We start from the raw sequence: 23736 nt of genomic DNA, 5'->3' as shown, positions 1-23736 counted from the left end.
ATGAGCCATATCACCTTACATATCTCCGGCATGACCTGCGCCAGTTGCGTGCGGCGAGTGGAACAGGCGCTGCTGGCCGCTCCCGGGGTCGACTCGGCGGAAGTCAACCTGGCCGCTGAGACGGCCCGCATCCAATTGCGGGACCCGCAGCAATTGCCGGCAGTCAGCGAGGCCGTCAAGCGCGCCGGCTATCCGGTCGCAACCCGCCACCGCCAGCTCGCCATCGCCAACATGACCTGCGCCAGCTGCGTGCGCCGCGTTGAGACCGCCCTGCAGAAAGTACCGGGCGTGCTCGATGTGCAAGTCAACCTGGCCAGCGAGCAAGCCCTCGTGACCATGACCGAAGGTACTGCCCAAGAACAACTGCTGCAGGTCCTGGAACAGGCCGGCTATACCGGCCAATGGCTCGACCAGCAGACCGGCAGCGACCATGAGCGCCAGGCCGGCAAACTGCAGCGCGAACGCCGCCACCTGATCATCGCCGCCTTGCTCAGCACACCCTTGGCGCTGGGCATGTTTCCCGAACTGTTCGGCCGCCCCGACCTGATGCTGCCGCCGCTGGTGCAACTGGTGCTGGCCTCCATCGTGCAGTTCGGTTTCGGTGCCCGCTTCTATCGCGGCGCGTGGCATGCGGTGCGCAACCGAACCGGCAACATGGACCTGCTGGTCGCCATCGGCACCAGCGCCGGTTGGGCGTTGAGCACCTGGCACGTATTCACCACTCCGGCCGGACAGATGCCGGTGCTGTATTACGAAGCCTCGGCAGTCATCATCAGTTTCATCCTGCTGGGCAAATACCTGGAAAGCCGGGCCAAGGGGCAGACCCTGGAGGCGATTCGTGCACTGACCGCCTTGCGCCCGGATACCGCTCGCCGGCGCAGCGCCGAAGGCGATCAACTGGTGCCACTGGAGCAGATCCGTGTGGGTGACCTGCTGGTGGTGCAGCCGGGCGAACGCATCCCCGTCGACGGCGATGTGCGCGAGGGCGGCAGCCATGTAGATGAGTCCATGCTCACCGGCGAAAGCCTGCCGGTCAGCCGTCAGCCGGGCGACCCGGTGAGCGGCGGCTCCATGAACCAGGACGGCCTGCTGGTGATCGAGACCACCGCCGTCGGCCATGACACCCTGCTGTCACAGATCGTCCGCCTGGTCGAAAGCGCCCAGGCGTCCAAGGCGCCGATTCAGCGACTGGTAGACCGGGTCAGTTCGGTATTCGTGCCCGTGGTCCTGGTCATCGCCTTCCTTACCTTCGCCATCGGCAGCCTGCTGGTGGGTAGCGAACAGGCGCTGCTCAACGCCATCGCGGTGCTGGTCATCGCCTGCCCCTGCGCCCTGGGTCTGGCCACGCCAACGGCGATCATGGTCGGTACCGGCGTGGCAGCGCGGCGGGGCATCTTGATCCGCGATGCCGAAGCGCTGGAACAGGCGCACAAGGTCGACACGGTGATTTTCGACAAGACCGGTACGCTGACCCTGGGCAAGCCGACGCTGCAAGCCTTCGAGGCATTGAACGGTAGTGACCATGAGCAGACGCTGGCGTGGGCGGTGGCAATCCAGACCCACGCCGAGCATCCGCTGGCCGGTGCCCTGCGCACCTACGCCAATGATCGGGATATTCAGGCTGAACCGGCTGCGGATTTCCGCGTACAGGCCGGCCGCGGTGCCAGCGGCGTGGTGGACGGTCGCAAAGCCTGGTTGGGCAACGACCTGTTGATGGTGGAACAGGGTATCGACATGGCCGCGTGGCAGACCGAGGCCGAGCAGCACGAGGCGCAGGGTCGGACCCTGTCCTGGCTCGCCATCGAGGATGCAGGTCAGCCGCAGCTGGTGGCACTGATGGCCTTCGCTGACACCATCAAGCCGGAGGCTGCGCAGACCATCCGCCAGCTGGACCGGCTGGGTATCGAGAGCTGGCTGATAAGCGGGGACAGCCAGGCGGCTGCCGGCGCCGTGGGTCGCGAACTGGGCATCAGTCGGGTCGAAGCGCAGGTGTTGCCTGAAGACAAGGCGCGCCATGTACAGACACTGCGTAGCCAGGACCGGGTGGTGGCCATGATCGGTGATGGTATCAATGATGCGCCGGCATTGAGCGCCGCTGATGTCGGCATGGCCATGGCCACGGGCACCGACGTCGCCATGCACAGCGCGGGCATTACCTTGATGCGTGGCGACCCGCTGCTGGTCCCGGCGGCGCTGGACATCTCCCGCCACACCTGGCGCAAGATCCGGCAGAACCTGTTCTGGGCCTTTGTCTACAATAGTCTGGGCATCCCCCTGGCCGCGGTCGGCCTGCTCAATCCCATGCTCGCCGGCGCCATGATGGCCGCCAGCAGCGTCAGCGTGGTGGCCAACGCGCTGCTGTTGAAACGCTGGAAACCGGAGGCGCAATGAACATCAATATCAGCCAGGCAGCCAAGACCACCGGCCTGACGCCGCGCATGATCAGACACTACGAGAATATCGGGCTGCTCACCGGAACGGCGCGTACCGCCGCCGGCTACCGGCTGTTCAGCGAGCAGGATCTGCACACCCTGCGTTTCATCCAGCGAGCCCGCAGCCTGGGGTTTTCCATCGAACAGATCAGCCAGTTGCTGGCGCTGTGGCAAGATCGCGAGCGCAGCAGCGCCGTGGTCAAGGCACTGGCCCGAGAGCATCTGAAGGAATTGGAGGACAAGATCGCCGGGCTGCAGTCCATGCACGACAGCCTGTCAGAGCTGGCCAGCTGCTGTCTGGGCGATGAGCGCCCGGATTGCCCCATCCTGGATCGCCTGGCCGATACCCCCATTCCCGACCTGGGAGGCCGCCAGGTCAGCGCAGATAATTAGTTGGCGGCTCGTATAACCTGAGACCTGTTCGCGGGCAAACCCGCTCCCGCAATAAACTCCGGCAGCGGCCCAGTCAGCCTCTCCCGGAGTGGCTGACTGGGCCTTGGCTGCGAGAAACCGCCCTAGCGCAGGAAGTTGAACAGGCTCAGGCCGCTGACCTTGACGAAGCTCTGTTGCGCTGCCTGCAGGACGATGCTTTCCATGCTCAGGCGGCTGAGCGCTTCAGCATAATCCAGATCCTCAAGCCCCGATTGCACCGTGGTATTGATCAAGGTCGCCTCGTCATTCTCCAACTGGGCGGACTCGATCACATTGAGACGCGCGCCGAGGCTGGTCTGCACGCCGAGCACCTGATTCATCGCATTGTCGAGATTCTGGACGCTGATCGCCAGCATGTCGCGGCGCTGTAGCTTGCCTTCGGGGCTATCGTCAGTGTTCTCCAGCGTGTCGCGCAGCAGGCGTACCGTGTCCAGCACGCCACGTTTCTCGCTGTTGTCGGCGGTGCCGACGCTGATCGTGAACTCATCGCCCGCCGCCGGCTCACCATCCAGCGTCACTACCACACCACCATAACGGATTTCATGGCCACCAGCGGCATTGGGCTCCAGGGTGCCGGTAACCGGCGGGTCCAGCGGAGCACCGGCTGCGTCGCGGATTTCGTAGCCCGCTGCATCATCCGAGATGACGATGCTGACGCTGCCCTGCGGGTAGAATTCACTGTCGTAGCGGCCCTTGTTTTCCACCACGCCCAGGGAAATACGCCCGCTGCCGGCATTGCCGGCACCAGCGGCGGTATCCACCCGATTGACGTTCCCCACATCGACAAACAGTTCCTTGCCGTTGTCATTGATCGCGACCATCTTGGCGCTGCCGATCTGGATCGAACGCTGCCCCTCATCACCGGCATAGCTGTAGCTGCCGTCGGGGTTCTTTACAAAGGGCTGGGTATCACTCTGGTAACCACCGAACAGGTATTCGCCGCGGGCGTTCTGGCTATTGAGCAATCCGTAAAGCTCGTTCTCGCGCTCGGCCAGCTCCTGTGCCAGAGCCTCCCGCCCACTGGCATCCAACGCGCCGTTCCCCGCTTCAAGCGCAATCTCACGGACGCGCTGCAGGATATTGTTCACCGAATTGAGAACGGCTTCTTCCTGCGTCAGGCTGTTGGTTGCCGCCGTCAGGTTGTCCTTGTACTGCGCCAGCTTGCTGGCTTCCTGACCCAATTGCAGCAGCCGCACCGAGGCCACCGGATCATCCGCCGGTGAGAGAATCCGCTTGCCGGAGGTAATCTGTTCCTGGGTGCGGGTGACGGCCGAATAGTTGTCCTGGATTCCGCGGATCCCGGTGTTGAACGCCTGAATGGTGGAAATACGCATTGTCGTCAGTCCCCGTCAGCGCATGCTGCTGATCAATGTATCGAACACGGTGCGCGCAACTTGAATGATCTGCGCCGAGGCGTTGTAGTATTGCTCGAACTGGATCAGGCTGGCTGCTTCCTCGTCGAGGTTCACCGCCGAGACCGAGTTGCGATTGTTGGTCGCCTGGGCCAGCATCGCCATGTTGGCCTCGGTTTCGGTGCGCGACTGGGCAGTGAAGGTAGCGACTTTCTGCACCAGATCACCATAGCCGTCGAGCAACGAGAAACCCCGAGCCCCCTCGCCCTTGCCCAGCACCTGCTGGGTTTGCAGGCCGGCCAGCGCCAGTGCGTTGCGGTTATCCGCCACACCCCCGCTGTTGAAGTCCACCGAAAAACTATCGCCATCCAGCGGCTTGCCAGATAGCGTCATGCTGAACTCATGGCCGTCGACTTCCCAGCTGAACGGCTGGCCCAGGGTCACATCGATGCTCAGCGGCGGATTGGTGCTGGTCAGTACGCCAGTGCCATCACCATTATCGGCATAGCTGAATTCGACCCCCAGCGCCTTCAGCCGGTCCAGGTCCAGCGGCTGCGGCCCGCTGGTGAGCAGCGGTTGGTTGACATTGCCGGTACCGCGATTGTCGAGGCTGGCCTGCGCAGTCATGGGCGAAGCAAAGGCCAGTTGCTGCGGCTCGGTCATCACCACTGACAGACTCTGGGCGGCATTGCGGGTCGGCGTCAGCAGATAGCGATCGCCTTCCATATAGTTGCCAGTCTGACCACTTAAGTCGAGGCCATCGAAAGCAGCGTAGCCAGGTTCACCTTCAGCGGCATTCACATCGAAGGGCCCGAGCACCCGATTGTCGTTCACCCGGCGCACGGTAAATTCAGTGTCACTGGTGAAGGTCAGTTCATAATCCGAGGTGCTCAGCGTCGAGGTATCGGCGATGCGCACATCCAGCGCTGCGTCCGAGCGATTGCCCTCGCGGCCACGGCTGCGCAGGTCCATATAGGCATCGCTGTTGATGTCGCCGAACAGGTCGCTACCCACCTGCCCGTTCAGGTCCAGCCCCTTGCCCAACTGCTGATTGAACTCACTGGCGATCGCCAGCGAGATGCGTCCCAGCGCATTGAACGCCTGATCCAGCACATCGTCGCGATAGCGCAGCAGGCCGCCCAGCTCGCCACCACTGATCAGGTCGGAAACATCCTGCGCCGAGTTGCCGCTGACCAGTTGGATATCCAGCCGCCCAGGGTCCGACAGGCCGGGCTTGGTCTGCAATACCGAGGCTTCCTTGCCGACCACCAGTGGCTGCCCGGAGCCGATGAACAGGTTGATGCTGTTATCGCCCTGATCCACCACGGTAACGCTGACGTATTCGCTCAGTTGGCGGATGGCCTCGTCGCGCGCATCCAGCAGGTCGTTGGGCGCAGCCCCATTGGCCGCGGCCTTGGAAATCGCATCGTTGTAACCCGCCACCGACACGGCCAGACGACTCACCTGCTCTGCTACCGTGGTCATTTGCTGGTTGAGAAACTGGTTCTGGGTGGCCAGTTGCTGATGCACCGAGTTGAGCCGCCCGGCCAGACCCTGGGCTTCGGACAGGAACAGTTGGCGGCCTGGCAGGCTGGCCGGGTCCTCGATGGACGTCTGCAGCGCTGCGAAGTAGCTCTTCAGGCCAGTGGTGATACCGGACGCGGTGCTCGACAGGGTGCTGTTGAGCTCTTCAATCTGGATGTTGTAGGCGTGGTTCGCCGCCGCTGCCGACGTGGTAGTGCGCACCTGATTGGTCAGAAACTGATTGTAGATGCGCTGGACATCCACCACCTTGGTGCCGGTACCCATATAGCCAGCACCGCTATAACCCGGCGGGTTGGCAGTCTGGATCGCGGTCTGGCGGCTATAACCGGGGGTATTGACGTTGGTGATGTTCTGCCCGGTGACCGACAGGTTGGTTTGCGCGGCACGCAGCCCGCTGAGACCGATATTGAACAGATCTGCCATGGTTTATGCTCTGCCTTCATTGGCGTTGGTGTTCACGGCGGCCATGGCATCTTCGCTGATCAGCTTGCGAGCGATCTGCGAAACCTTGGCGGCATACCGCGGGTCGGTTGCATAGCCCGCTTGCTGCAGCTCGCGGAAGAAGGCATCGGCATCAGCGGTGCGCGTCAGGGCCTGTTCATAACGGCCATTGCTCTCGAGAAAGGCCACATAGTCATTGAAGCTCTGCTCGTAGGAATCGTAGCTGCGAAAGCTCGCCCGTTCCTGCTGCTTCACGCCACCGCGATATTCGCTGGTCAACACATTGGCCGATTCGCCCTGCCACTGACCATGGGTCTTGATACCGAACAGATTGTGGCTGCTGGTGCCATCCTGCTGGCGAATGATCGACTTGCCCCAGCCCGTCTCCAGTGCGGCCTGGGCCACCAGATAATGGGGGTCCACACCCAGCCGCGCGGCAGCCTTTTCGGCCATCGGCAACATGGCGCGCGTAAACTCCGCCGGGCTGTCGAACCGGGTCTTGGCATTGGTGGTCGCGACCATGGCCGGGCTGGCCTCCGCTGCCTGTTGAGCACGCAGCGGCAACCAGTTACGCGACGGCTCCGGCGAGGCCGCCGGATTGGCCGGTTTGTCCGCCGCCGGGTTCTGACCGAGGGTAACTTCGCCCCACCCAGCGCTGACAGCCAGACGCCGCCGTGCCAGCAGTGCCGAATGGTCAGGCCGCTCAGCGCCAGCGGCCGCCGTGCCAGCGCTGGCGGAGACTGCTGATGCGGCCTTTTCCGGCGACAGCTGGCGTAACATCACATCCGCCAGCCCCATGCCCTGCTTTTCCGCCAGGTGCACCGACAGCTGGCTGTCGTACATGTCCTGGTAGAAACGGGTCTGCGGTGTATTGAGCGGGTTACCTTCGGCGAACGCCTGGTTGGCGTCGCGCATGCTCTTGACCATCACATTCAGAAACAGCGATTCGAACTGGCTGGCCACCTGCTGCAGGTTCTCTGCACTGTCGGCCTTGCTGCCGACCTTGAGCTGGGCCATGGCATTCAGATCGGTATAGCTGATGCTGCTGCTGTGCATGGAAAGTTCCTCAGATGACAACCAGGTCGGCGTTCAGGGCGCCGGCCTGCTTCAGGGCTTCAAGAATGGCCATCAGGTCGCCCGGCGCGGCACCGACCTGGTTCACCGCCCGCACGATCTCATCCAGCGAGACGCCGGGATTGAACACGAACATGCGGCTGTCACCCTCTTCGATACTGATCTGCGAGCTCGGCGTGACCACGGTCTGGCCACCGCTGAACGGCTCCGGCTGGCTGACCTGATAGTTCTCGCTGATGGTGACAGTCAGGCCGCCGTGGGTTACCGCCGCCGGCTGCACTCGCACATCCTGACCGATGACGATGGTGCCGGTCCGGGAGTTGATGACGACCTTGGCTGCGGCGTTACCCTGCTTCACTTGCAGGTTCTCGACCATCGCCATGTAGTCGACCCGCTGGTTGGGGTCGAGCGGCGCCCGCACACGGATGGAGCCGCCATTGAGTGCCTGCGCCACACCCGGGCCGAAGGTATCGTTGATCTGGTCGACCACCCGCTTGGCGGTAGTGAAATCCGGCCGGTTCAGGTTGAACACCAGGTGATCGCTGCTGGCGAAGGGGCTGGCAACCGCGCGCTCGACGGTAGCGCCGCCGGGAATCCGGCCGACACTGGGTACATTCACGGTGATGCGCGAGCCATCGGCACCTTCGGCGCCGAAACCACCAACCACCAGGTTGCCCTGGGCGATGGCATAGACCTGCCCATCCAGCCCCTTGAGTGGGGACATCAGCAGGCTACCGCCGCGCAGGCTCTTGGCATTGCCGATCGAGGAGACGGTGATATCGATGGTCTGCCCCGGGCTGGCAAACGGCGGCAGGTCGGCATGGATGGCCACTGCGGCGACGTTCTTCATCTGGATGCGAGTACCCTGCGGCACCGTGATGCCGAACTCGGTCAACATATTGTTGAAGGTCTGCACAGTAAACGGCGTCTGGGTGGTCTGGTCACCGGAGCCATCCAGGCCGACCACCAGTCCGTAGCCGATCAACTGGTTGCTGCGGATACCGGCGATGCTGGCGATATCCTTGATGCGCTCGGCCTGGGCCAGCGGGCTGACCAGGGCCAGGCACAGACAGATCAGCAGTGTACGCATGGGTTTCTCCCGAGAGATCAGAATGGCCATACCGGGCTCATGAAGAACTGGCTCAACCAGCCGGGTTTGCTGGCGTTGGCGAACGCGCCGGTGCCGGAATAGGTGATGCGCGCATCAGCGATGCGGGTCGACTGCACGGTGTTGTCGGAGCCAACATCATCCGGGCGAATCAATCCGGAAATACGGATCAGCTCATCGCCGTTGTTCAGCGTGATCCACTTCTCGCCACGCACCGCCAGCAACCCGTTGGGCAGCACATCGGCCACGGTGACCGTGATCGAGCCGCTCAGGCTGTTGCTCTGATTGGCATCGGCCTCGCCACTGAAGTCACGGCCGCCGCTCAGCTCGACGCCGGTGTTGATACCGGCAATACCGCTGCGCCCGAACAGCATCGGGTTGGCGATGCTGACACTGCTGTCCTTGCTGATCTCGTTCTCGGCTTTCTTCTGGGCTGCCATGCGCTCGGTCAGCACCACGGTAATCACGTCGCCAATCCGGTGGGCCTTGCGATCCTCGTACAGGCTGATCTCGAACCCGGGCTGATAGATTGCACCGTTGTTCAGCTCCTGGGGCATGGGGGTGCGTGGCAAGACCGGCGCGTAGGCCGGATCATCAGGCTTGGGCGGCGTCTGCACGCAGGCGGCCAGCGACGCCACGCAGAGCACCAGCAAGGTTACACGCAGGGCTTTCATCTTCATTCGCTCCAGGAACCCGTTACAGGTTCTGACTGATGTATTGCAGCATCTGATCTGCGGTGGAAATGACCTTGGAGTTCATTTCGTAGGCGCGCTGAGTGGTGATCATGTTCACCAGCTCCTCCACCACACTGACGTTGGAATTTTCCAGGGTGTTCTGCAGCACGGTACCCAGCCCGTTCTCACCGGGGTTGCCGACCTGCGGCGCGCCGCTGGAGGCGGTTTCCAGGAACAAATTGCCGCCAATCGCCTGCAGCCCTGCCGGGTTGATGAAGTCAGCGGTCTGAATCACCCCCAGCTCCTGCACACCGGCGTCACCGAACAGGGAAATGGACACAGTGCCGTCTTCCCCGACGGTGAAGGTCTGCACTTCCGGCGGCAGCTCGATGCCCGGCTCCAGCGGGTAGCCGTTGGAGGTAACGACGCGGCCATCGGCATCCAGGTGGAAGCTGCCGTCGCGGGTGTAACCGATGTTGCCGTCGGGCATCAGGATCTGGAAGAAGCCGCGGCCGTTGACCGCCATGTCCAGCGGCTGCTCGGTGGTCTGCAGTGTGCCGGTGGTGAAGATTTTCTGGGTGCCGGCCACGCGCACGCCGGTGCCCAGTTGCAGGCCGGAGGGCAGCTGGGTGTCCTGGGTGCTCTGAGCGCCAGGCTGACGCTTGATCTGATACAACAGATCCTCGAATTCCGGGCGGTCGCGCTTGAAACCAGTGGTCGAGACGTTGGCCAGGTTATTGGAAATGGTGCTGAGCATGGTGTCCTGGGCGGACAGACCGGTCTTGCTTACCCATAGTGCTGCGTGCATGTCTTGGCTCCTCGCTGGTCAGGTGTGATCAGCTGATCTGCAGAAGTTTGTTGGTGGCCTGGGCGTTCTCTTCGGCGGTGCGCATCATTTTGATATGCAGCTCGAACTGCCGGGCCAGGGATAGCATGGCGGTCATCTCTTCCACCGCGTTGACGTTGCTGCCTTCGAGAAAGCCGGTAACCAGGGTCACGGCGCCATCGGCTGGTTGTTCCTGACCGTCATTCATGCGCATCAGGCCATCCTCGCCCTTGTGCATGGCGACCTGATCTGGCTTGACCAGCTTGATGCGATCCACCTCGGCCAGCACGTTGGGTGCTTCGCCCTGGGCACGGAAGCTGATGGTACCGTCGGTGCCGATCTCGACCTTGTCAGCCGGCGGCAAGGCGATCGGCCCTGCATTGCCGAGTACCGGCAAGCCACCGCTGGTACGCAGGATGCCGAATACATCGATCTTCAGATTGCCGGCGCGGGTATAAGCCTCACCGCCATCAGGTGCCTGCACCGCGATCCAGCCTTCACCTTCAACGGCGACGTCCAGATCACGCCCGGTTTCCTGCAGTACGCCAGCGGACATATCGGTGCCGGGGCGTTCGGTCATGGCATAGGCGCGCGTCGGCAGTCCCTCGCCGAACACCGGCATCGAACGGGCCTGCTCGAAATCCCGCCGAAAGCCAGTGGTGCTGACGTTGGCCAGGTTATTGGCATGGGCGCGCTGGGCCAGCATGTTCTGGCTGGCGCCGCTCATGGAAAGAAAGAGGGATTTGTCCACACGCTGCTCCGCTTCGACAAGGCGACGGAAAATTGCCGCATTGAATGATCTCTACACAGAACAAAGCAGGTATCGTGCCAACAGAAAAGACAGGGGTATATCCTTTGTAAATCAATAGTTTAAAATATCAACACATAAAAAAGCGGCAACGGCGGCAATACAAATTGCCGCCGTTGCCGCTGTGCCGAGCCGAAGATCTTACCGAAGGTTGATGATGGTCTGGGTTACCGCGTCTTCGGTCTGGATGGTTTTCGCGTTGGCCTGATAGTTGCGCTGGGCAACGATCAGGTTGATCAGCATTTCCGACAGATCCACGTTGGATTGCTCCAGCGCTCCCGATTGGATAAGACCCTGGGTTCCGCTACCCGGCACACCGATGACCGGCTCACCGGACGCACTGGACTGGGCCCAGGCAGTGTCACCCAGCGGTTTCAGGCCCTGCTGGTTGGCGAAGGTCGCCAGCACCAGCTGGCCCTGGGTCTTGGTCTGACCGTTAGTGTAACGGGCAATCAACATGCCGTTGTCATCGATACTCAGGCCCGCCAGCTCGCCGGTAGTGAAGCCGTCCTGCACCACCGAGGTGACGCCGAAGCTGGAGGCGTACTGGGATGAGCCGGTCAGGTCCAGACTCAGGTTCTGGACCTCGGCACCCGCCGGCTCGCCATTGGCATCCAGGGGCTGCCACCCGGCTGCGCCGCCGATATTGGTGATCTGCCCGCCAATCAACGCACCGCTACTGTTGAACGTCAGCACTTCAGGGTCGCTGGAAAAAGCCGGATCGGTTGCCAGCGTACCGCTCAGATCGCGGCCATCGATCAATACGTGCATATCCCAGGTATTGGCGTCGGTCTTGACGAAGTACTTGGTCATCACGTGGGCATTGCCCAGGCTGTCATAGACGTTGACCGAGGTGGAGCTGTTGTAGGTGGAGGAGTCGCTCGGATCAAAGCCGGTACGCGCTTGATCCCGTGCGGCAGTCAATGCTGCCGGCTCGGCCGCAGCCCGGGCCGCGGCTATTTCGTCCTCGGTCGGCGCTTCCGGGTCAACCGCATTAGCGGTGATATGAGCGCTGTATTCCGTGGCAAAGGTGGTGTCATAGGCATTCTGCGCCGCAGTTGGCCGCACACTGGTGGAGTTCAGGTTCAGCGTCGATTCCACCTTGCTGGTGCGGTTGGGGTTAGCCGCCCGGGTATCCACCCGCAGGTCGGTCGGCACACCTTCATTGATCCTGCCAGTCACCGCATTGACCCCATAGCCCTGCAGCCGCTCACCATTGTTGTTAATGATGAAGCCTTCCTGGTTAGTACCAAAGTAGCCGGCACGGGTGTAGCTCAGCGCGCCGTTGTTACTGGTAACGAAGAAACCGTTGCCGTTGATTGCCAGATCCAGGCTGTTCTCGGTGTAGTTGATATTGCCCTGGGTGAATATCTGCGCGACGTTGTCGAGCACCACCCCGCTGCCCTGGGCATTGCTGCCGGTACCGAGAATGGACGCCGAATAGACATCGGCGAACTCCGCACGGGAGCTCTTGAAACCCACGGTACTGGCATTGGCGATGTTATTACCGGTGATATTCAGATCGGAAGATGCCGCCCGGATACCACTGAGACCGATATTGAAAGACATGATTGACTCCTGCTTTTTACGCTCGTCGGACGACGTTATTTACCGATTGAGAAAACTTCTGACAGGCCGATACTGCCCAGCCCAGCCAGGTTGAGAACCATTTCACCGCCATGACCGACACCGAGGGAGACGCTGTCCACATTCGCCGGCAACAGCGTAGCCAGCTGGACGGTCTCGCCATTGACGCTGGCCTGCGCCTCGAAACGGTATTTGCCGGCCGGCAAGACATTGCCGCTGGCGTCGGTACCGTCCCAGGTAAACTCGTGAATACCACCTTCCTGAGCGCCCAGATTGATGGTGGAGACCACACTGCCGGCCTCGTCGTAAACGTTCACCCTCACCGCACCGCTGGCCTGCGGCAACGCCAACTGACCGGTAAAGCCGGCCTCGGGATCAACCATTGCCTTATCCGTCGGTACCACCACAGTCCGGCCCACCAGAGACGAGGCCTGCAACGCCTGGGAAGACTGGAAGCTGCTGGCCATGGCCTCCATGGTGCTGTTCATCTTCTCGATGCCTTCGACGGTGCTGAACTGCGCCAGTTGCGCGATAAACTCGCCATTTTCCTGGGGCGCCAGCGGATCCTGGTTGTTCAATTGCGCGACCAGCAGCTCAAGAAACTCGTTCTTGCCCAGCTCATCGCCCTTGGCAAAGCGGTTTTGATCAACCTTATATTGATCCAGCAGGCTGTTGCCGACGCTGATATTGCTCATCTGCCCACTCCCTTATTGGCCCAGCGTCAGCACGCGCTGCAGCATGGTCTTGGCGGTATTCATGATTTCCACGTTAGTTTGATAGGCCCGCGAGGCAGCCATCATGTTGGCCATTTCCTCCACCACGTTGACGTTCGGATAGAACACGTAGCCCTCCTCGTTGGCCATGGGGTGATCGGGCTCGTAGCGCGACTGCAGCTCCGCATCCGACTCAACTACGCCCAGCACCTGCACGCCCTGCCCCGCCTGGTCGGTGGGCGCGAACAACGAGCCACCCAGGGCACCGTCCATCGCCTGCTGCTCGTTGAACACCGTGGCAAATACGGCCTGCCGGGCGCGGTAGGTCTGATCAATGCTGCTGGATACGGTCTCGGCATTGGCCATGTTGCTGGCCACGGTATTGAGCCTTAGGGATTGGGCGTTCATGCCGGAACCGGCAATATCGAATACCTGATTGAGCGACATGATCAGTCTCCGCGCAGGGCTGTCATCAGCCCTTTGAATTTGCTGTTGAGAAAGGTGAAGCTGGCCTGGAAATCGATGGCGTTTTCCGCGTAGCGAGCCTGCTCGGCCTGGACTTCAACGGTATTGCCATCCACCGATGGCTGGCTGGGGATGCGATAACGCAGGCCCGCTGCCTGATCGATGAAACCTTCGACATCCAGGTGCCGGGCATGGGTGCGAGTCGCCTGGAACGGGCGATCCGCGCCAGTCTGCTGGGCTTCCAGCACACTGGCGAAATCCAGGTCGCGGGCCTGATAGTTGGGGGTATCGGCATTGGCGATATTGTTCGCCAGCACCGCAGCACGGTCGGCACGAAAGTTCAGTGCCTGCTCATGCAGCCCCAGTGCGCGATCGAAGCTCAAACTCATAATGACATTCCTCACTGTGGCCCGATGGCCAGAGTTCTGATGCCAGGTTATAAGCAATAGCCGTGCCTATTACATAAATTTCTTACATATCAACTAGTTGAGAAATAAGAAGCGCATCAGGCGGCAATATCCTTCCGCCTGATGGCAAGACTGTCGTGGTAAAACGGCAAAAGCGGCGCAGGCTCAACGAGCCTGGTAGATGATCCCCGGATTGCATTGCACCATGCGGTACAGTTCGGGCAGGCCATTCAATGCCTCGGAGGCACCGAGCAACAGGTAGCCGCCCGGTTTGAGGGTGGCATGGATACGTCGCAGGATGTCCTTCTTCACCTCGGCGGAGAAATAGATCAACACGTTGCGGCAGAAGACGATATCGAACCGGCCGAGCACCGCGTAGCTGTCGAGCAGATTGAGCTGGCGAAATTCGACTCGGCTACGTACCGGCACCTTCACTGTCCAGCGGCCTGGCTCCTGCTGATCGAAATAGCGCGTCAGTCGGTCCTGCGACAGGCCTCGGGCGATCGCCAGGCTGTCGTACTGGGCGGCGCGGGCTGCTGCCAGCATGTTGCTGGATATCTCGGTGGCGACGATCTGCGCCCCACCACGCAGCTGGCCGGGATTGGCCCGCTCGTACTCGTCTATGGTCATACTCAGCGAATAGGGTTCCTGCCCTGAGGAGCACGCCGCCGACCAGATGCGCAAGCGCTGCCCCGGTTGATTGCCGATGAACTCCGGAATCAGCCGGTCCTTGAGAATTTCGAAGGGATAGTTGTCACGAAACCACAAGGTCTCGTTGGTGGTCATGGCGTCCACCACCAGCTCGCGCAACCCCGAGCGCGGCTGCTGCTGGATATGCCGCATCAGCTCGCCCAGATCACGGATACCGCGCTGCTCCAGCAGTCGATTGAGCCGGCTGGCCACAAGATACTGCTTGTTGTCGCCCAGGACGATACCGCAGGTTCTTTCGAGATAATCCCGGAACAGGTTGAAACTCTGATCAGCAATGCTCACGCAGTTCGCTCCAGGCCAGATGCATGGCAGATGCTATCAGGCTTCATGTGTCGGTCGCCTGCAGACGCTGGATAACCCGGTCAGCCAGATCGTCAGGGTTGAATTTCGCCAGAAAGGCATCCGCGCCAACCTTGCGCACCATGGCCTGGTTGAATACGCCGGAAAGCGAGGTGTGCAGCATGACATGCAGGCCCTCCATTCGCGGATCACTTCTGACCTCGGCCGTGAGAGTGTAACCGTCCATCTCCGGCATTTCGATATCCGAAATCAGCATCAACAGCGAATCGCTCACCTGAACGCCGGCATCGGCTTCGGCCTTCAGCCAGTCCAGCGCCTGGCGACCATCGTTCAGCGCAATCACCTCGATGCCCAAAGTCTCCAGGCAGCGGATGACCTGCTTGCGCGCCACCGTCGAGTCATCGACCACCAACACCTTGCGACTGGTGGTGGCCGCCAGCGTCTGTACTTCCTCAGTCTGTGCCTGCTGCGGCACGGTCCGCTCACCGGCGAGCACTTCGGCCAGCACCTTCTCCACGTCGATGATTTCCACCATTTGCTCATCGACCCGCGTTACTGCGGTCAGGTAGTGCTCCCGGCCGGCGCCCTTGGGCGGCGCATGCACGTCGGACCAGTTCAGATTGACGATGCGTTCCACGGCTCGCACCAGAAAGCCCTGTACCCGGCTGTTGTACTCGGTGATGATGACAAACGCGGAGGACAGGTCCTCCAGCTCCCGACCACCCGTGGCCTTGCCCAGATCAATGATCGGCAAGGTTCCACCGCGGATATGTGCCACGCCCCGCACCATTGGATTCAGCTTGGGCAACGAGGTCAGCCGGGGGCACTGGAGCACCTCCTTGACCTTGAATACGTTAATGCCGTACAGCTGCCGACCGCCCAGCCGGAAGAGCAGCAGCTCGAGCCGATTCTGTCCGACCAATTGGGTGCGCTTGTCTACCGAATCCATTATGCCAGCCATGAATAGCTCCTCTCAGATACAAACCAGGCATGGTCCTTGCACCACTTTCATCAGCACACATTCGACGCCGGCATTTTGACGGCGTCACTTGAGTCAGGGCTTCGGATTCCATGCAGTTACCGGCATTTCTCATCAAACTGATCGCGGCTATTGCGCTGCTGAGTTCCAGCAGTCTGAATGCCAGTCCGCTTATTGATCAGCTTATCGGCACGACCACCGACTATCTTGAACAGAAAGTTGCCGCACATCTTGCCAGCAGTACCGCCGAGGCGCGTTTCGAGATCACGGTCAGCCGACTCGATCCGCGGCTGCGGCTGCCATTGTGCCCGGCCGACGCGATCCAGGCCAATCTGGAAAGCCCGGAAGTACCAATCGGGCGCGTCACTGTACGCATCAGTTGTGATAGTGAGGTGCAATGGCGGCTGTTCGTGCCGGCGACTGTCGACCTGTTCCAGCCGGTGGTGGTGACTACCCGCCCGCTACCACGCCATGGCGTCATCAGCGCCGGTGATGTCACCCTGCTTGAACGCAACGTCGGCAACCTCAGCGGCAGCTATCTGACACGCCCGGAGCAAGCCATCGGTCTGCGCACCCGGCGTCCGGTTGCCGCTGACAGCGTACTGGGCGCCAACCAGCTGGAGCAGGACGAAACGGTAAAGCGCGGTGACAAGGTGGTGATCAGCGCGGCCAACAGCCGGGTCTCGGTGCGCATGCCGGGCGAGGCGCTGGAAAGCGGCAGTACCGGCAGCCAGATCAGGGTGCGCAATACTCGCTCGGACCGTGTGATTCGGGCCCGCATCATCGGCCCCGGTCAGGTCGAAGTGGCAATGTGATGTGGCATCCCGAATCGACTATACTTGTCGCCATCCAATCAGGCATGCAAACTGTGCAGCAGGTCACACAATTATTTCTCCCAGCCCTAAAGTTTCTGCCGTGGCTGCCGTTACAGCAGAAGGCATTCAGGTTCTGAGGACACACCCATGGTCATAGATTTCAATACCGGCGGCACCAATAACGCCGCCCGCAGCAGCCAGACCGGCGCAGCCAGTGGCAAGCGCGATGTGGCGGCGGAACGCCCGAGCGACGACGCACCGACCGCCGGCAAACCGGCAGCCGCCGACTCCGGGGTCAAGTTGAGCAATCAGGCGCAGCAACTGCAGGCTATCGAAGAACGCCTGCGGGAACTGCCGGAAGTGGACAGCGCACGCGTCGAGCAGATCAAGCAGGCCATCGCCGACGGTAGCTATCAGATAGACAGTACGCGGATCGCCGACAAACTGATCGCTCTCGAGCAGTGATCTGATGGTGGCCGTGCAGCCCAGCGGAGAATGAAGGATGCAGGATCTCAGCGCACTTTTTGCCCAGGCCACACAACATTGCGAGCAGTTCGCCGAATTGCTTGATCAGGAACGCCAGGTTCTGCTCGATCAGGATATGGACGCTCTCGACGCCCTGACCAAGACCAAGACACCGCTGATCGCAGTTCTGGTCGCTGACGAGCAAGCCCTGTCCGCCCAGTGCGAAACACTCAGCAAACCGGCTTCACAAAGCCTGACCGACTTTATCGGCAGCCTGGATAACCCCGCGTTGGCCGCCCAGCACACCGACTTCCTCACTGCTGCCGAACGCTGCCAGAATGCCAACCTGCGCAATGCCAGACTGATTCGCCACAGCCAGCATATCAACTCCCGATTGCTGGACCTGCTGCGCAACCAGGGCGAAGCCAGCCAGAATGTGTACGATCGTCAGGGGAACGCCAGTCGCTCCGCATCCGGGCGCCCGATAAGCCGTGCCTGACAAGGATGTCGCTGGCCTGCCTAGCCAGCCACATTGACTCCATCGCCAGCGAGAAACCGTCGTGTCAATGTTATTCGAACAAGAGGGCAGCCCGCAGCCGCCCCGGGAAGTTACCGCCAGCATCGAAATTCACATTCTGCTGAAGAACCTGCAGCAATTTCACATTCCTCTGAACATCACCTTCGATGGTCGCAGCCAGACCTTCCAGAGCTATATCGTTGATCTGGATACCCAGAACGGGGCCCTGCTCATCGACGAAATGATTCCGCACATCGGTGACAAGTGGGCCAGCCAGGGAGAAAGCTTTCGGATAGATGCCTGGCTGGACGGTGTGCACATGCGCTGGGTGGGAGCTGATGCACAGCGGGTGATGCTCGAGGATGCCCCCGCCTTCAGCGTGCCGCTGCCCCACAGCATGATCTACCATCAACGTCGCGGCGCGTTCCGCGCCACCGTGCAACGCAGTATCGATACCCGGGTGGAGCTGATTCACGCCAAGCATCAACGACGCTTCGAGGGAGAGCTGCTGGACATTTCCGCGACCGGCTGCAAGGCCCGCCTGTTGGGTAATCACGTGCAAGGGCTGCAGCCGGGAGAGCGTTATGAGCTGAGCCGACTGCTGTTACCGGATACCGCCGAGTTCGATATCAATCTGGAGATACGCCACCGCGAATATCACCAGGACAGCGGCACCACGCATGTCGGGCTGCGCTTTCATCAGCCCAGCCCACAGGCCCAACGGCCAATCGACCGCTTCGTACATTATCTGCAACGCGAAGCACGCCGGCTGGAGAAGGAAGACCTGTTCTGAGGTGCTTTCGTTTACCAGCCTAGCCCGGCCGGTGCTCATCATCCTCTTCGGCGACCGGCTGCTCCTGAGGGTCCGTCTCTTCTTGCATCTGATCGATCACCACCTGCTCGTCGACTCGGGGGTCGATGGCCGCGGCCAGCGGTGACGAGGCCAGGTTACCGGCAGCAGGCATGAACTGGATCGGCGCCTCTTCGACGAGATGTTCTCCGGTAACCCGTTCCGGCCGCACGAAGATCACCAGCAGCAAACTGCTACAAGCCATGAAGACGTACAACATCGGCGCGCCGCCAAACTTCATCAGCACGGACCCGAGCAATGGCCCGGCACTGGCACCCAGGCCAAAGGTGACCAACAGCATCGCCGACAGCAGCACGCGCTCCTCCTGCTCAACGTGGTCGTTGGCCAGCGCCACTGCCAGCGGATAGAGCGTGAACGCCAGCAGCCCAAAGATGCCGGTCAGCAATAACAGTAACTGCGGCCAGGCCACCAGAGCAATGAGCAGCGAGACGGTGGTGAGGACGATGGCGTTTACCTGGATCATCCGGCTACGGTCCAGGCGATCAGACAGCCAGCCCGCAGGCCACTGGGCTAATAGCCCCGCGCCAATGGTGACCGCCATGAACACGCCGACATGCTCGGTGTCCAGACCAACCGAACTGGCATACGCCGGCGCCAGCCCGTAGAAGGCGCCCAACAGCAATCCGGCCACGCCGATGGTACTCAGCGCCTGGGGAATACGCTTGACGAACAGACGGACTTCCAGCGGCGCCGGATGCAAGGGTGCCGGGTGCAACCGGCGGGTGACCGCCACCGGCACCAGGCACAGGGCAAAGCACATCGCCACGAGAATGATATGGCGCATGCTCAACTCGGGCATCAGCGTCAGCACCAGCTGCCCCAGCCCCAGGCCGAGGAAGGTCACCAGCATATAGCCGGCGAAGACCCGCCCCCGCTGGTGGGATTCCGCCTGCTCGTTCAGCCAGCTCTCCAGCACCATGTACTGACACATCATCGCCACACCCACCAGCCAGCGCAGGACCAACCAGACTTCCACGCTGGATGTCAGCGCGTGGCCGAGCACCGAAGCCGTCACTATCCCGGCGCTGGCAACAAAGGCCCGGATATGCCCGACCTGGGCAATCAACCGATGCCCCACCGACGCCCCCATCACCAGACCGACGTAATAGGCCGTCATGAGCACACCGATCCAGATTTCACTGACATTGGCAGCAGACAGGCGCAGGCCGAGGTAGGTACTGAGCAGACCACTGCCCAGCAGCATCAGAAGAGTGGAGAAGTACAGGGATGAGAAGGAGGCAAAGGTACTGGGCAATGAAAAACTCCCGTTAAGCTGGATACCGGATAAAAACTGCTTCGCTACACAGGATAGCAGCTGCATGAAGGACGCAGCCGGACGCAGCGTCAGGATCGGACACATCGGTACTCAAGGAGCGGGACCAGGAAAAGAGAATTGCATGGACCGGCACGTCAAAGGCCTGACAGTGCGGACTGTCAGGCTCGGTCATCTGGTGCGCGAGCCCGGATTCGAACCGGGGACCTACCGCTTAGGAGGCGGTTGCTCTATCCAGCTGAGCTACAAGCGCAAATGATTGTAAATGCTCGACTTTGTGCTGCGCATGATAACCGATCGCAGACGGGCTTGACCACCTTGACAAATGGTGCGAAAGTTCGATCTCAAATGGCCAGCGCCGGAAAGATGTCGCAAAAAAGAGACGTAATTCCGACACTTTGTAAGCCATTGAAAAAAATGGGTATTAGAGTTGAGCAAAATGCTTTTATCCATTGTCAATGTGTCAGGGATTTTTCCAAATCCTGACGAGATGGCGGTTTGGATGGCAGGAAGCCATGCGGATTCCAACTGGCCGGGATCGATTCATTAGCCAAAGTGATTATTTTTGCCCATGAAAACAGCACTTCAGCATTACACCAGCCGGACAGCTGACAAATTCGTTGTTCGTCTTCCCGAGGGCATGCGTGACCGCATTGCCGAAGTTGCCAAGCAACATCATCGCAGCATGAATTCGGAGATCATCGCCCGGCTGGAGCACAGCCTGCTGGATCTGCCGAGCTTACCCGAGCATCCTTCGCGCCAGACTCTCGATGAACAGCGCCTGGAAGACCTGAACCATCCGGAGCGGGAATTGCTGCTGCGCTTCCGGGAAATGAGCCGTCGTCAGCAGAATGCGCTACTGGCTCTGCTGGCCAGCGAACAAGGCTGAAGTACGCTACGGCAGGCATGGCAAACCGCTCTGCCGCCCTATTCCTCAGCTATAAAAAAACCCCGTCCAGGCAACTGAACGGGGTTTTTTCTATCGGGATATCGGTCAGCTGACGAAGGTCAACAGGATACCCGCCGCCACCGCAGAGCCAATGACACCCGCCACGTTCGGTCCCATGGCGTGCATCAGCAGGAAGTTCTGCGGATTCGCCTCAAGGCCGACCCGGTTGGATACCCGCGCAGCCATCGGCACCGCCGAGACACCGGCCGAGCCGATCAGCGGATTGATGGGGTGCTTGCTGACCAGATTCATCAGCTTGGCCATCAGTACACCACCCGCCGTACCTACGCAGAAGGCAACCATACCGAGCACCAGAATACCCAGCGTCTTGAGCTGAAGAAATGAATCCGAGGACAACTTGGAACCCACCGCCAACCCGAGACCGATGGTCACGATGTTGATCAGCGCATTACGGCTGGTGTCGGCCAGACGCTCGACCACACCGCACTCACGCATCAGGTTACCGAAGCAGAACATACCTACCAGCGGCGCCGCATCCGGCAACAGCAGGGAGATCAGCAGCAACAGAACCAATGGGAACACGATCTTCTCGGTCTTGCTGACGGGCCGCAACTGCGTCATGACAATGGCGCGCTCCTTCTCCGTGGTCAGTGCCCGCATGATGGGCGGCTGAATCAGCGGCACCAGCGCCATATAGGAATAGGCTGCGACCGCGATGGGTCCCAACAGATCCGGCGCCAGTTTGGAGGTCACGAAGATCGAGGTGGGACCATCGGCACCGCCGATGATGGCGATGGAAGCCGCCTCGCGCATAGTGAACTCGAAGCCGGGAACGCCCCAAGCGGTCAGCACCAGGGCACCCAGCAGCGTACCGAAGATCCCGACCTGGGCGGCAGCGCCGAGCAACAGTGTGCGCGGGTTTGCCAGCATGGGGCCGAAGTCAGTCATCGCGCCCACACCCATGAAGATCAGCAGCGGAAATACACTGGTGGGAATACCGACATCATAGATAAGCCGGAGCAGACCGCCGACTTCCGCCATGCCCGCCACCGGCAGGTTGGCCAGGATGCCACCGAAGCCGATCGGAATCAGCAGCAGCGGCTCGAAGCCCTTGCTAATCGCCAGGTAAATGAGCATCAGACACACCAGGATCATGAACGCCTGGCCGGGCGCGATCTGATACAGCCCGGTGGTGTGCCAGAGCACGGATAGCTTTTCCATGGTGGTCTCCTCAGCCGATGGTCAACAAGGTGTCACCGACCGATACCGCATCGCCCACCTTGACGTTGACCGTACCGACGACGCCCGCCTTGAAGGCGCGAATCTCGGTTTCCATTTTCATGGCTTCCAGGATCATGACCAGTTCGCCTTCATCCACCTGCTCACCCGGCTGCACCAGCACCTTGAAGATATTACCAGCCAGCGAAGCCACTTGCGGATCGCCTCCGCCCGCTGCGGGGACAGCTGTAACCGGAGCTGGTGCCGCGTCACCGACCTGCTTGATGCCAGTGATATCACCGCCATCAGCTACTTGAACCACGAACTCCTTGCCATTGACCGTGACGGTATACACTTCCGGCTCACCCGGCTTGGTGCTGGCAGCCGCCAATTCCTGGCCGGTGGGTGCCGGCTCGAAGGCTGCCGGGTTACCGCGGTTCTCCAGGAACTTCAATCCGATCTGCGGGAACAGGGCGTAGGTCAGCACATCATCGATCTCGTTCGCTGCGAGCTTGATGCCCTTCTCTGCTGCCAGATTGCGCAACTCGATGGTCAGCTTGTCCATTTCCGGCTCAAGCAGATCCGCCGGGCGACAGGTAATCGCCTCCGCACCGTCGAGCACCCGCGCCTGCAGTTCGCTATTGAAAGGGGACGGCGCCGCGCCGTATTCACCCTTGAGCACACCGGCAGTTTCCTTGGTGATGGACTTGTAACGCTCACCGGTCAGTACGTTGATGACCGCCTGGGTGCCAACGATCTGCGAGGTGGGGGTAACCAGAGGGATGAAGCCCAGGTCTTCACGCACCCGCGGAATTTCCGCCAACACTTCATCGAATTTCTCACCAGCGCCCTGCTCCTTGAGCTGGCTTTCCATGTTGGTCAGCATGCCGCCGGGCACCTGCGCCACCAGAATGCGCGAATCCACACCTTTGAGGTTGCCCTCGAATTTTGCGTATTTCTTGCGTATCTCACGGAAATAGGCAGCGACCTCCTCCAGCAACTCCAGATTCAAGCCGGTATCCCGCGGCGTGTTCTGGAAAATCGCCACGACCGACTCAGTCGGCGAATGGCCATACGTCATCGACATGGAGGAAATGGCCGTATCGACATTATCGATACCCGCTTCCGCCGCCTTGAGAATAGCGGCAGTGGAGAGACCGGCGGTCGCGTGACATTGCATGTGCACGGGAATGCTCAGCGTCTGCTTGAGCCGTGTTACCAGCTCGAATGCCACATAGGGGTTGAGAATGCCAGCCATGTCCTTGATGGCCAGGGACTCGGCGCCCATGTCCTCGATCTGCTTGGCCAGGTCGACCCACATCTCCAGCGTGTGCACCGGGCTGGTGGTATAGGAAATGGTACCTTGGGCATGCTTGCCGACCCGCCGCACCGCCTTGAGCGCAGTTTCCAGATTGCGCGGATCATTCATTGCGTCGAACACGCGGAATACATCCACGCCATTGATCGCCGCGCGCTCAACGAACTTTTCCACCACATCATCAGCGTAATGGCGGTAACCCAGCAGGTTCTGGCCGCGCAGCAGCATCTGCTGGCGGGTGTTGGGCATGGCTTTCTTCAACTCGCGGATACGCTCCCAGGGGTCTTCTCCCAGGTAACGGATACAGGCATCGAAGGTCGCGCCACCCCAGGATTCGACCGACCAGAAGCCGACCTGATCCAGCTTGCCGGCAATCGGCAGCATGTCTTCAAGACGCATACGGGTAGCGAGGATGGATTGGTGCGCGTCGCGCAGAATGACGTCGGTAATACCTAATGGCTGGTTTTTCAGGTCGGTCATAATGATATGGCCTTT

The 23736-nt window shown here is 60.9% G+C and carries 23 protein-coding genes and 1 tRNA gene; 7 read left to right on the top strand and 17 right to left on the bottom strand.

Annotated features, from left to right (window positions below; genetic code table 11):
* Together QAO71_RS05720 and cueR are read left to right on the top strand one after the other, a co-directional pair.
* Window positions 1-2391 (top strand): heavy metal translocating P-type ATPase, encoded by a 2391-nt coding sequence (locus QAO71_RS05720; RefSeq protein WP_280165476.1) that lies wholly within the window; start codon window positions 1-3, stop codon window positions 2389-2391.
* A 2-nt stretch (window positions 2392-2393) separates the two neighbouring features.
* A complete protein-coding gene (cueR, locus tag QAO71_RS05715; RefSeq protein WP_083392513.1) occupies window positions 2394-2825 on the top strand; it encodes a Cu(I)-responsive transcriptional regulator in 432 nt (143 codons plus the stop codon).
* Window positions 2826-2947: 122 nt separating this feature from the next.
* Here the strand turns inward: cueR and flgL are convergent, their stop codons facing one another.
* The 13 genes from flgL to QAO71_RS05650 form a co-directional block, all read right to left on the bottom strand.
* The gene (flgL, locus tag QAO71_RS05710) at window positions 2948-4198 is read right to left on the bottom strand and encodes a flagellar hook-associated protein FlgL (RefSeq protein WP_036990519.1); all 1251 of its coding nucleotides are present in this window, start codon (window positions 4196-4198) and stop codon (window positions 2948-2950) included.
* Between the two features lie 15 nt (window positions 4199-4213).
* Window positions 4214-6184 carry a flagellar hook-associated protein FlgK gene (gene flgK / locus QAO71_RS05705; protein WP_280165475.1) on the bottom strand — a complete coding sequence of 657 codons (1971 nt, stop codon included), beginning with the start codon at window positions 6182-6184 and terminating at the stop codon, window positions 4214-4216.
* 3 nt (window positions 6185-6187) lie between these two features.
* On the bottom strand, window positions 6188-7258 hold the full coding sequence (gene flgJ, locus QAO71_RS05700; protein ID WP_280165474.1) for a flagellar assembly peptidoglycan hydrolase FlgJ: 1071 nt from the start codon (window positions 7256-7258) through the stop codon (window positions 6188-6190).
* 10 nt (window positions 7259-7268) lie between these two features.
* On the bottom strand, window positions 7269-8366 hold the full coding sequence (locus tag QAO71_RS05695; RefSeq protein WP_036990522.1) for a flagellar basal body P-ring protein FlgI: 1098 nt from the start codon (window positions 8364-8366) through the stop codon (window positions 7269-7271).
* A gap of 17 nt (window positions 8367-8383) precedes the next feature.
* Window positions 8384-9058: a flagellar basal body L-ring protein FlgH gene (flgH, locus tag QAO71_RS05690; RefSeq protein ID WP_036991125.1), complete on the bottom strand. Its 675-nt coding sequence runs from the start codon at window positions 9056-9058 to the stop codon at window positions 8384-8386.
* 22 nt (window positions 9059-9080) lie between these two features.
* Entirely contained in the window at window positions 9081-9866 is a 786-nt protein-coding gene (gene flgG / locus QAO71_RS05685) for a flagellar basal-body rod protein FlgG (RefSeq protein WP_036990523.1), read from the bottom strand.
* A 28-nt stretch (window positions 9867-9894) separates the two neighbouring features.
* Complete coding sequence (gene flgF / locus QAO71_RS05680; protein ID WP_036990524.1) at window positions 9895-10635, bottom strand: flagellar basal-body rod protein FlgF; 741 nt, start codon at window positions 10633-10635, stop codon at window positions 9895-9897.
* A 198-nt stretch (window positions 10636-10833) separates the two neighbouring features.
* Window positions 10834-12261: a flagellar hook protein FlgE gene (locus QAO71_RS05675; protein ID WP_036990525.1), complete on the bottom strand. Its 1428-nt coding sequence runs from the start codon at window positions 12259-12261 to the stop codon at window positions 10834-10836.
* Between the two features lie 35 nt (window positions 12262-12296).
* Complete coding sequence (flgD, locus tag QAO71_RS05670; RefSeq protein WP_280165473.1) at window positions 12297-12974, bottom strand: flagellar hook assembly protein FlgD; 678 nt, start codon at window positions 12972-12974, stop codon at window positions 12297-12299.
* A gap of 12 nt (window positions 12975-12986) precedes the next feature.
* Window positions 12987-13439 (bottom strand): flagellar basal body rod protein FlgC, encoded by a 453-nt coding sequence (flgC, locus tag QAO71_RS05665; protein ID WP_036990527.1) that lies wholly within the window; start codon window positions 13437-13439, stop codon window positions 12987-12989.
* Between the two features lie 2 nt (window positions 13440-13441).
* Window positions 13442-13846: a flagellar basal body rod protein FlgB gene (flgB, locus tag QAO71_RS05660; protein ID WP_036990528.1), complete on the bottom strand. Its 405-nt coding sequence runs from the start codon at window positions 13844-13846 to the stop codon at window positions 13442-13444.
* A gap of 183 nt (window positions 13847-14029) precedes the next feature.
* On the bottom strand, window positions 14030-14857 hold the full coding sequence (locus tag QAO71_RS05655) for a protein-glutamate O-methyltransferase CheR (RefSeq protein ID WP_036990529.1): 828 nt from the start codon (window positions 14855-14857) through the stop codon (window positions 14030-14032).
* A 43-nt stretch (window positions 14858-14900) separates the two neighbouring features.
* On the bottom strand, window positions 14901-15836 hold the full coding sequence (locus QAO71_RS05650; protein ID WP_136869319.1) for a chemotaxis protein CheV: 936 nt from the start codon (window positions 15834-15836) through the stop codon (window positions 14901-14903).
* A gap of 110 nt (window positions 15837-15946) precedes the next feature.
* Between QAO71_RS05650 and flgA the strand changes: the two genes are divergently transcribed.
* From flgA to QAO71_RS05630, 4 genes are all read left to right on the top strand, one after another.
* On the top strand, window positions 15947-16669 hold the full coding sequence (flgA, locus tag QAO71_RS05645) for a flagellar basal body P-ring formation chaperone FlgA (protein ID WP_036990531.1): 723 nt from the start codon (window positions 15947-15949) through the stop codon (window positions 16667-16669).
* 147 nt (window positions 16670-16816) lie between these two features.
* A complete protein-coding gene (flgM, locus tag QAO71_RS05640) occupies window positions 16817-17134 on the top strand; it encodes a flagellar biosynthesis anti-sigma factor FlgM (RefSeq protein ID WP_036990532.1) in 318 nt (105 codons plus the stop codon).
* 37 nt (window positions 17135-17171) lie between these two features.
* Complete coding sequence (locus QAO71_RS05635; protein WP_074780435.1) at window positions 17172-17633, top strand: flagellar protein FlgN; 462 nt, start codon at window positions 17172-17174, stop codon at window positions 17631-17633.
* 67 nt (window positions 17634-17700) lie between these two features.
* Window positions 17701-18444 carry a flagellar brake protein gene (locus tag QAO71_RS05630; protein ID WP_280165472.1) on the top strand — a complete coding sequence of 248 codons (744 nt, stop codon included), beginning with the start codon at window positions 17701-17703 and terminating at the stop codon, window positions 18442-18444.
* 19 nt (window positions 18445-18463) lie between these two features.
* Here the strand turns inward: QAO71_RS05630 and QAO71_RS05625 are convergent, their stop codons facing one another.
* Together QAO71_RS05625 and QAO71_RS05620 are read right to left on the bottom strand one after the other, a co-directional pair.
* Entirely contained in the window at window positions 18464-19777 is a 1314-nt protein-coding gene (locus QAO71_RS05625; RefSeq protein ID WP_036991129.1) for an MFS transporter, read from the bottom strand.
* A 194-nt stretch (window positions 19778-19971) separates the two neighbouring features.
* A tRNA-Arg gene (locus QAO71_RS05620) sits at window positions 19972-20048 on the bottom strand.
* A gap of 318 nt (window positions 20049-20366) precedes the next feature.
* Here QAO71_RS05620 and QAO71_RS05615 point away from each other — a divergent pair.
* Window positions 20367-20684, top strand: a complete 318-nt coding sequence (locus tag QAO71_RS05615; RefSeq protein WP_036990534.1) for an Arc family DNA-binding protein — start codon at window positions 20367-20369, stop codon at window positions 20682-20684.
* A gap of 105 nt (window positions 20685-20789) precedes the next feature.
* Here QAO71_RS05615 and QAO71_RS05610 read toward each other — a convergent pair whose 3' ends face one another.
* Both QAO71_RS05610 and oadA read right to left on the bottom strand, forming a co-directional pair.
* Entirely contained in the window at window positions 20790-21926 is a 1137-nt protein-coding gene (locus QAO71_RS05610) for a sodium ion-translocating decarboxylase subunit beta (protein WP_036990535.1), read from the bottom strand.
* A gap of 10 nt (window positions 21927-21936) precedes the next feature.
* Window positions 21937-23721 (bottom strand): sodium-extruding oxaloacetate decarboxylase subunit alpha, encoded by a 1785-nt coding sequence (oadA, locus tag QAO71_RS05605; protein ID WP_136869316.1) that lies wholly within the window; start codon window positions 23719-23721, stop codon window positions 21937-21939.
* Between the last annotated feature and the right edge of the window lie 15 nt (window positions 23722-23736).

The organism is Halopseudomonas sp. SMJS2, from assembly GCF_029866945.1.
Taxonomy (GTDB): Bacteria; Pseudomonadota; Gammaproteobacteria; order Pseudomonadales; family Pseudomonadaceae; genus Halopseudomonas; species Halopseudomonas bauzanensis.
Note: the sequence above shows the minus strand (reverse complement) of the source record. Positions and strands in the feature narration are given on the sequence as shown.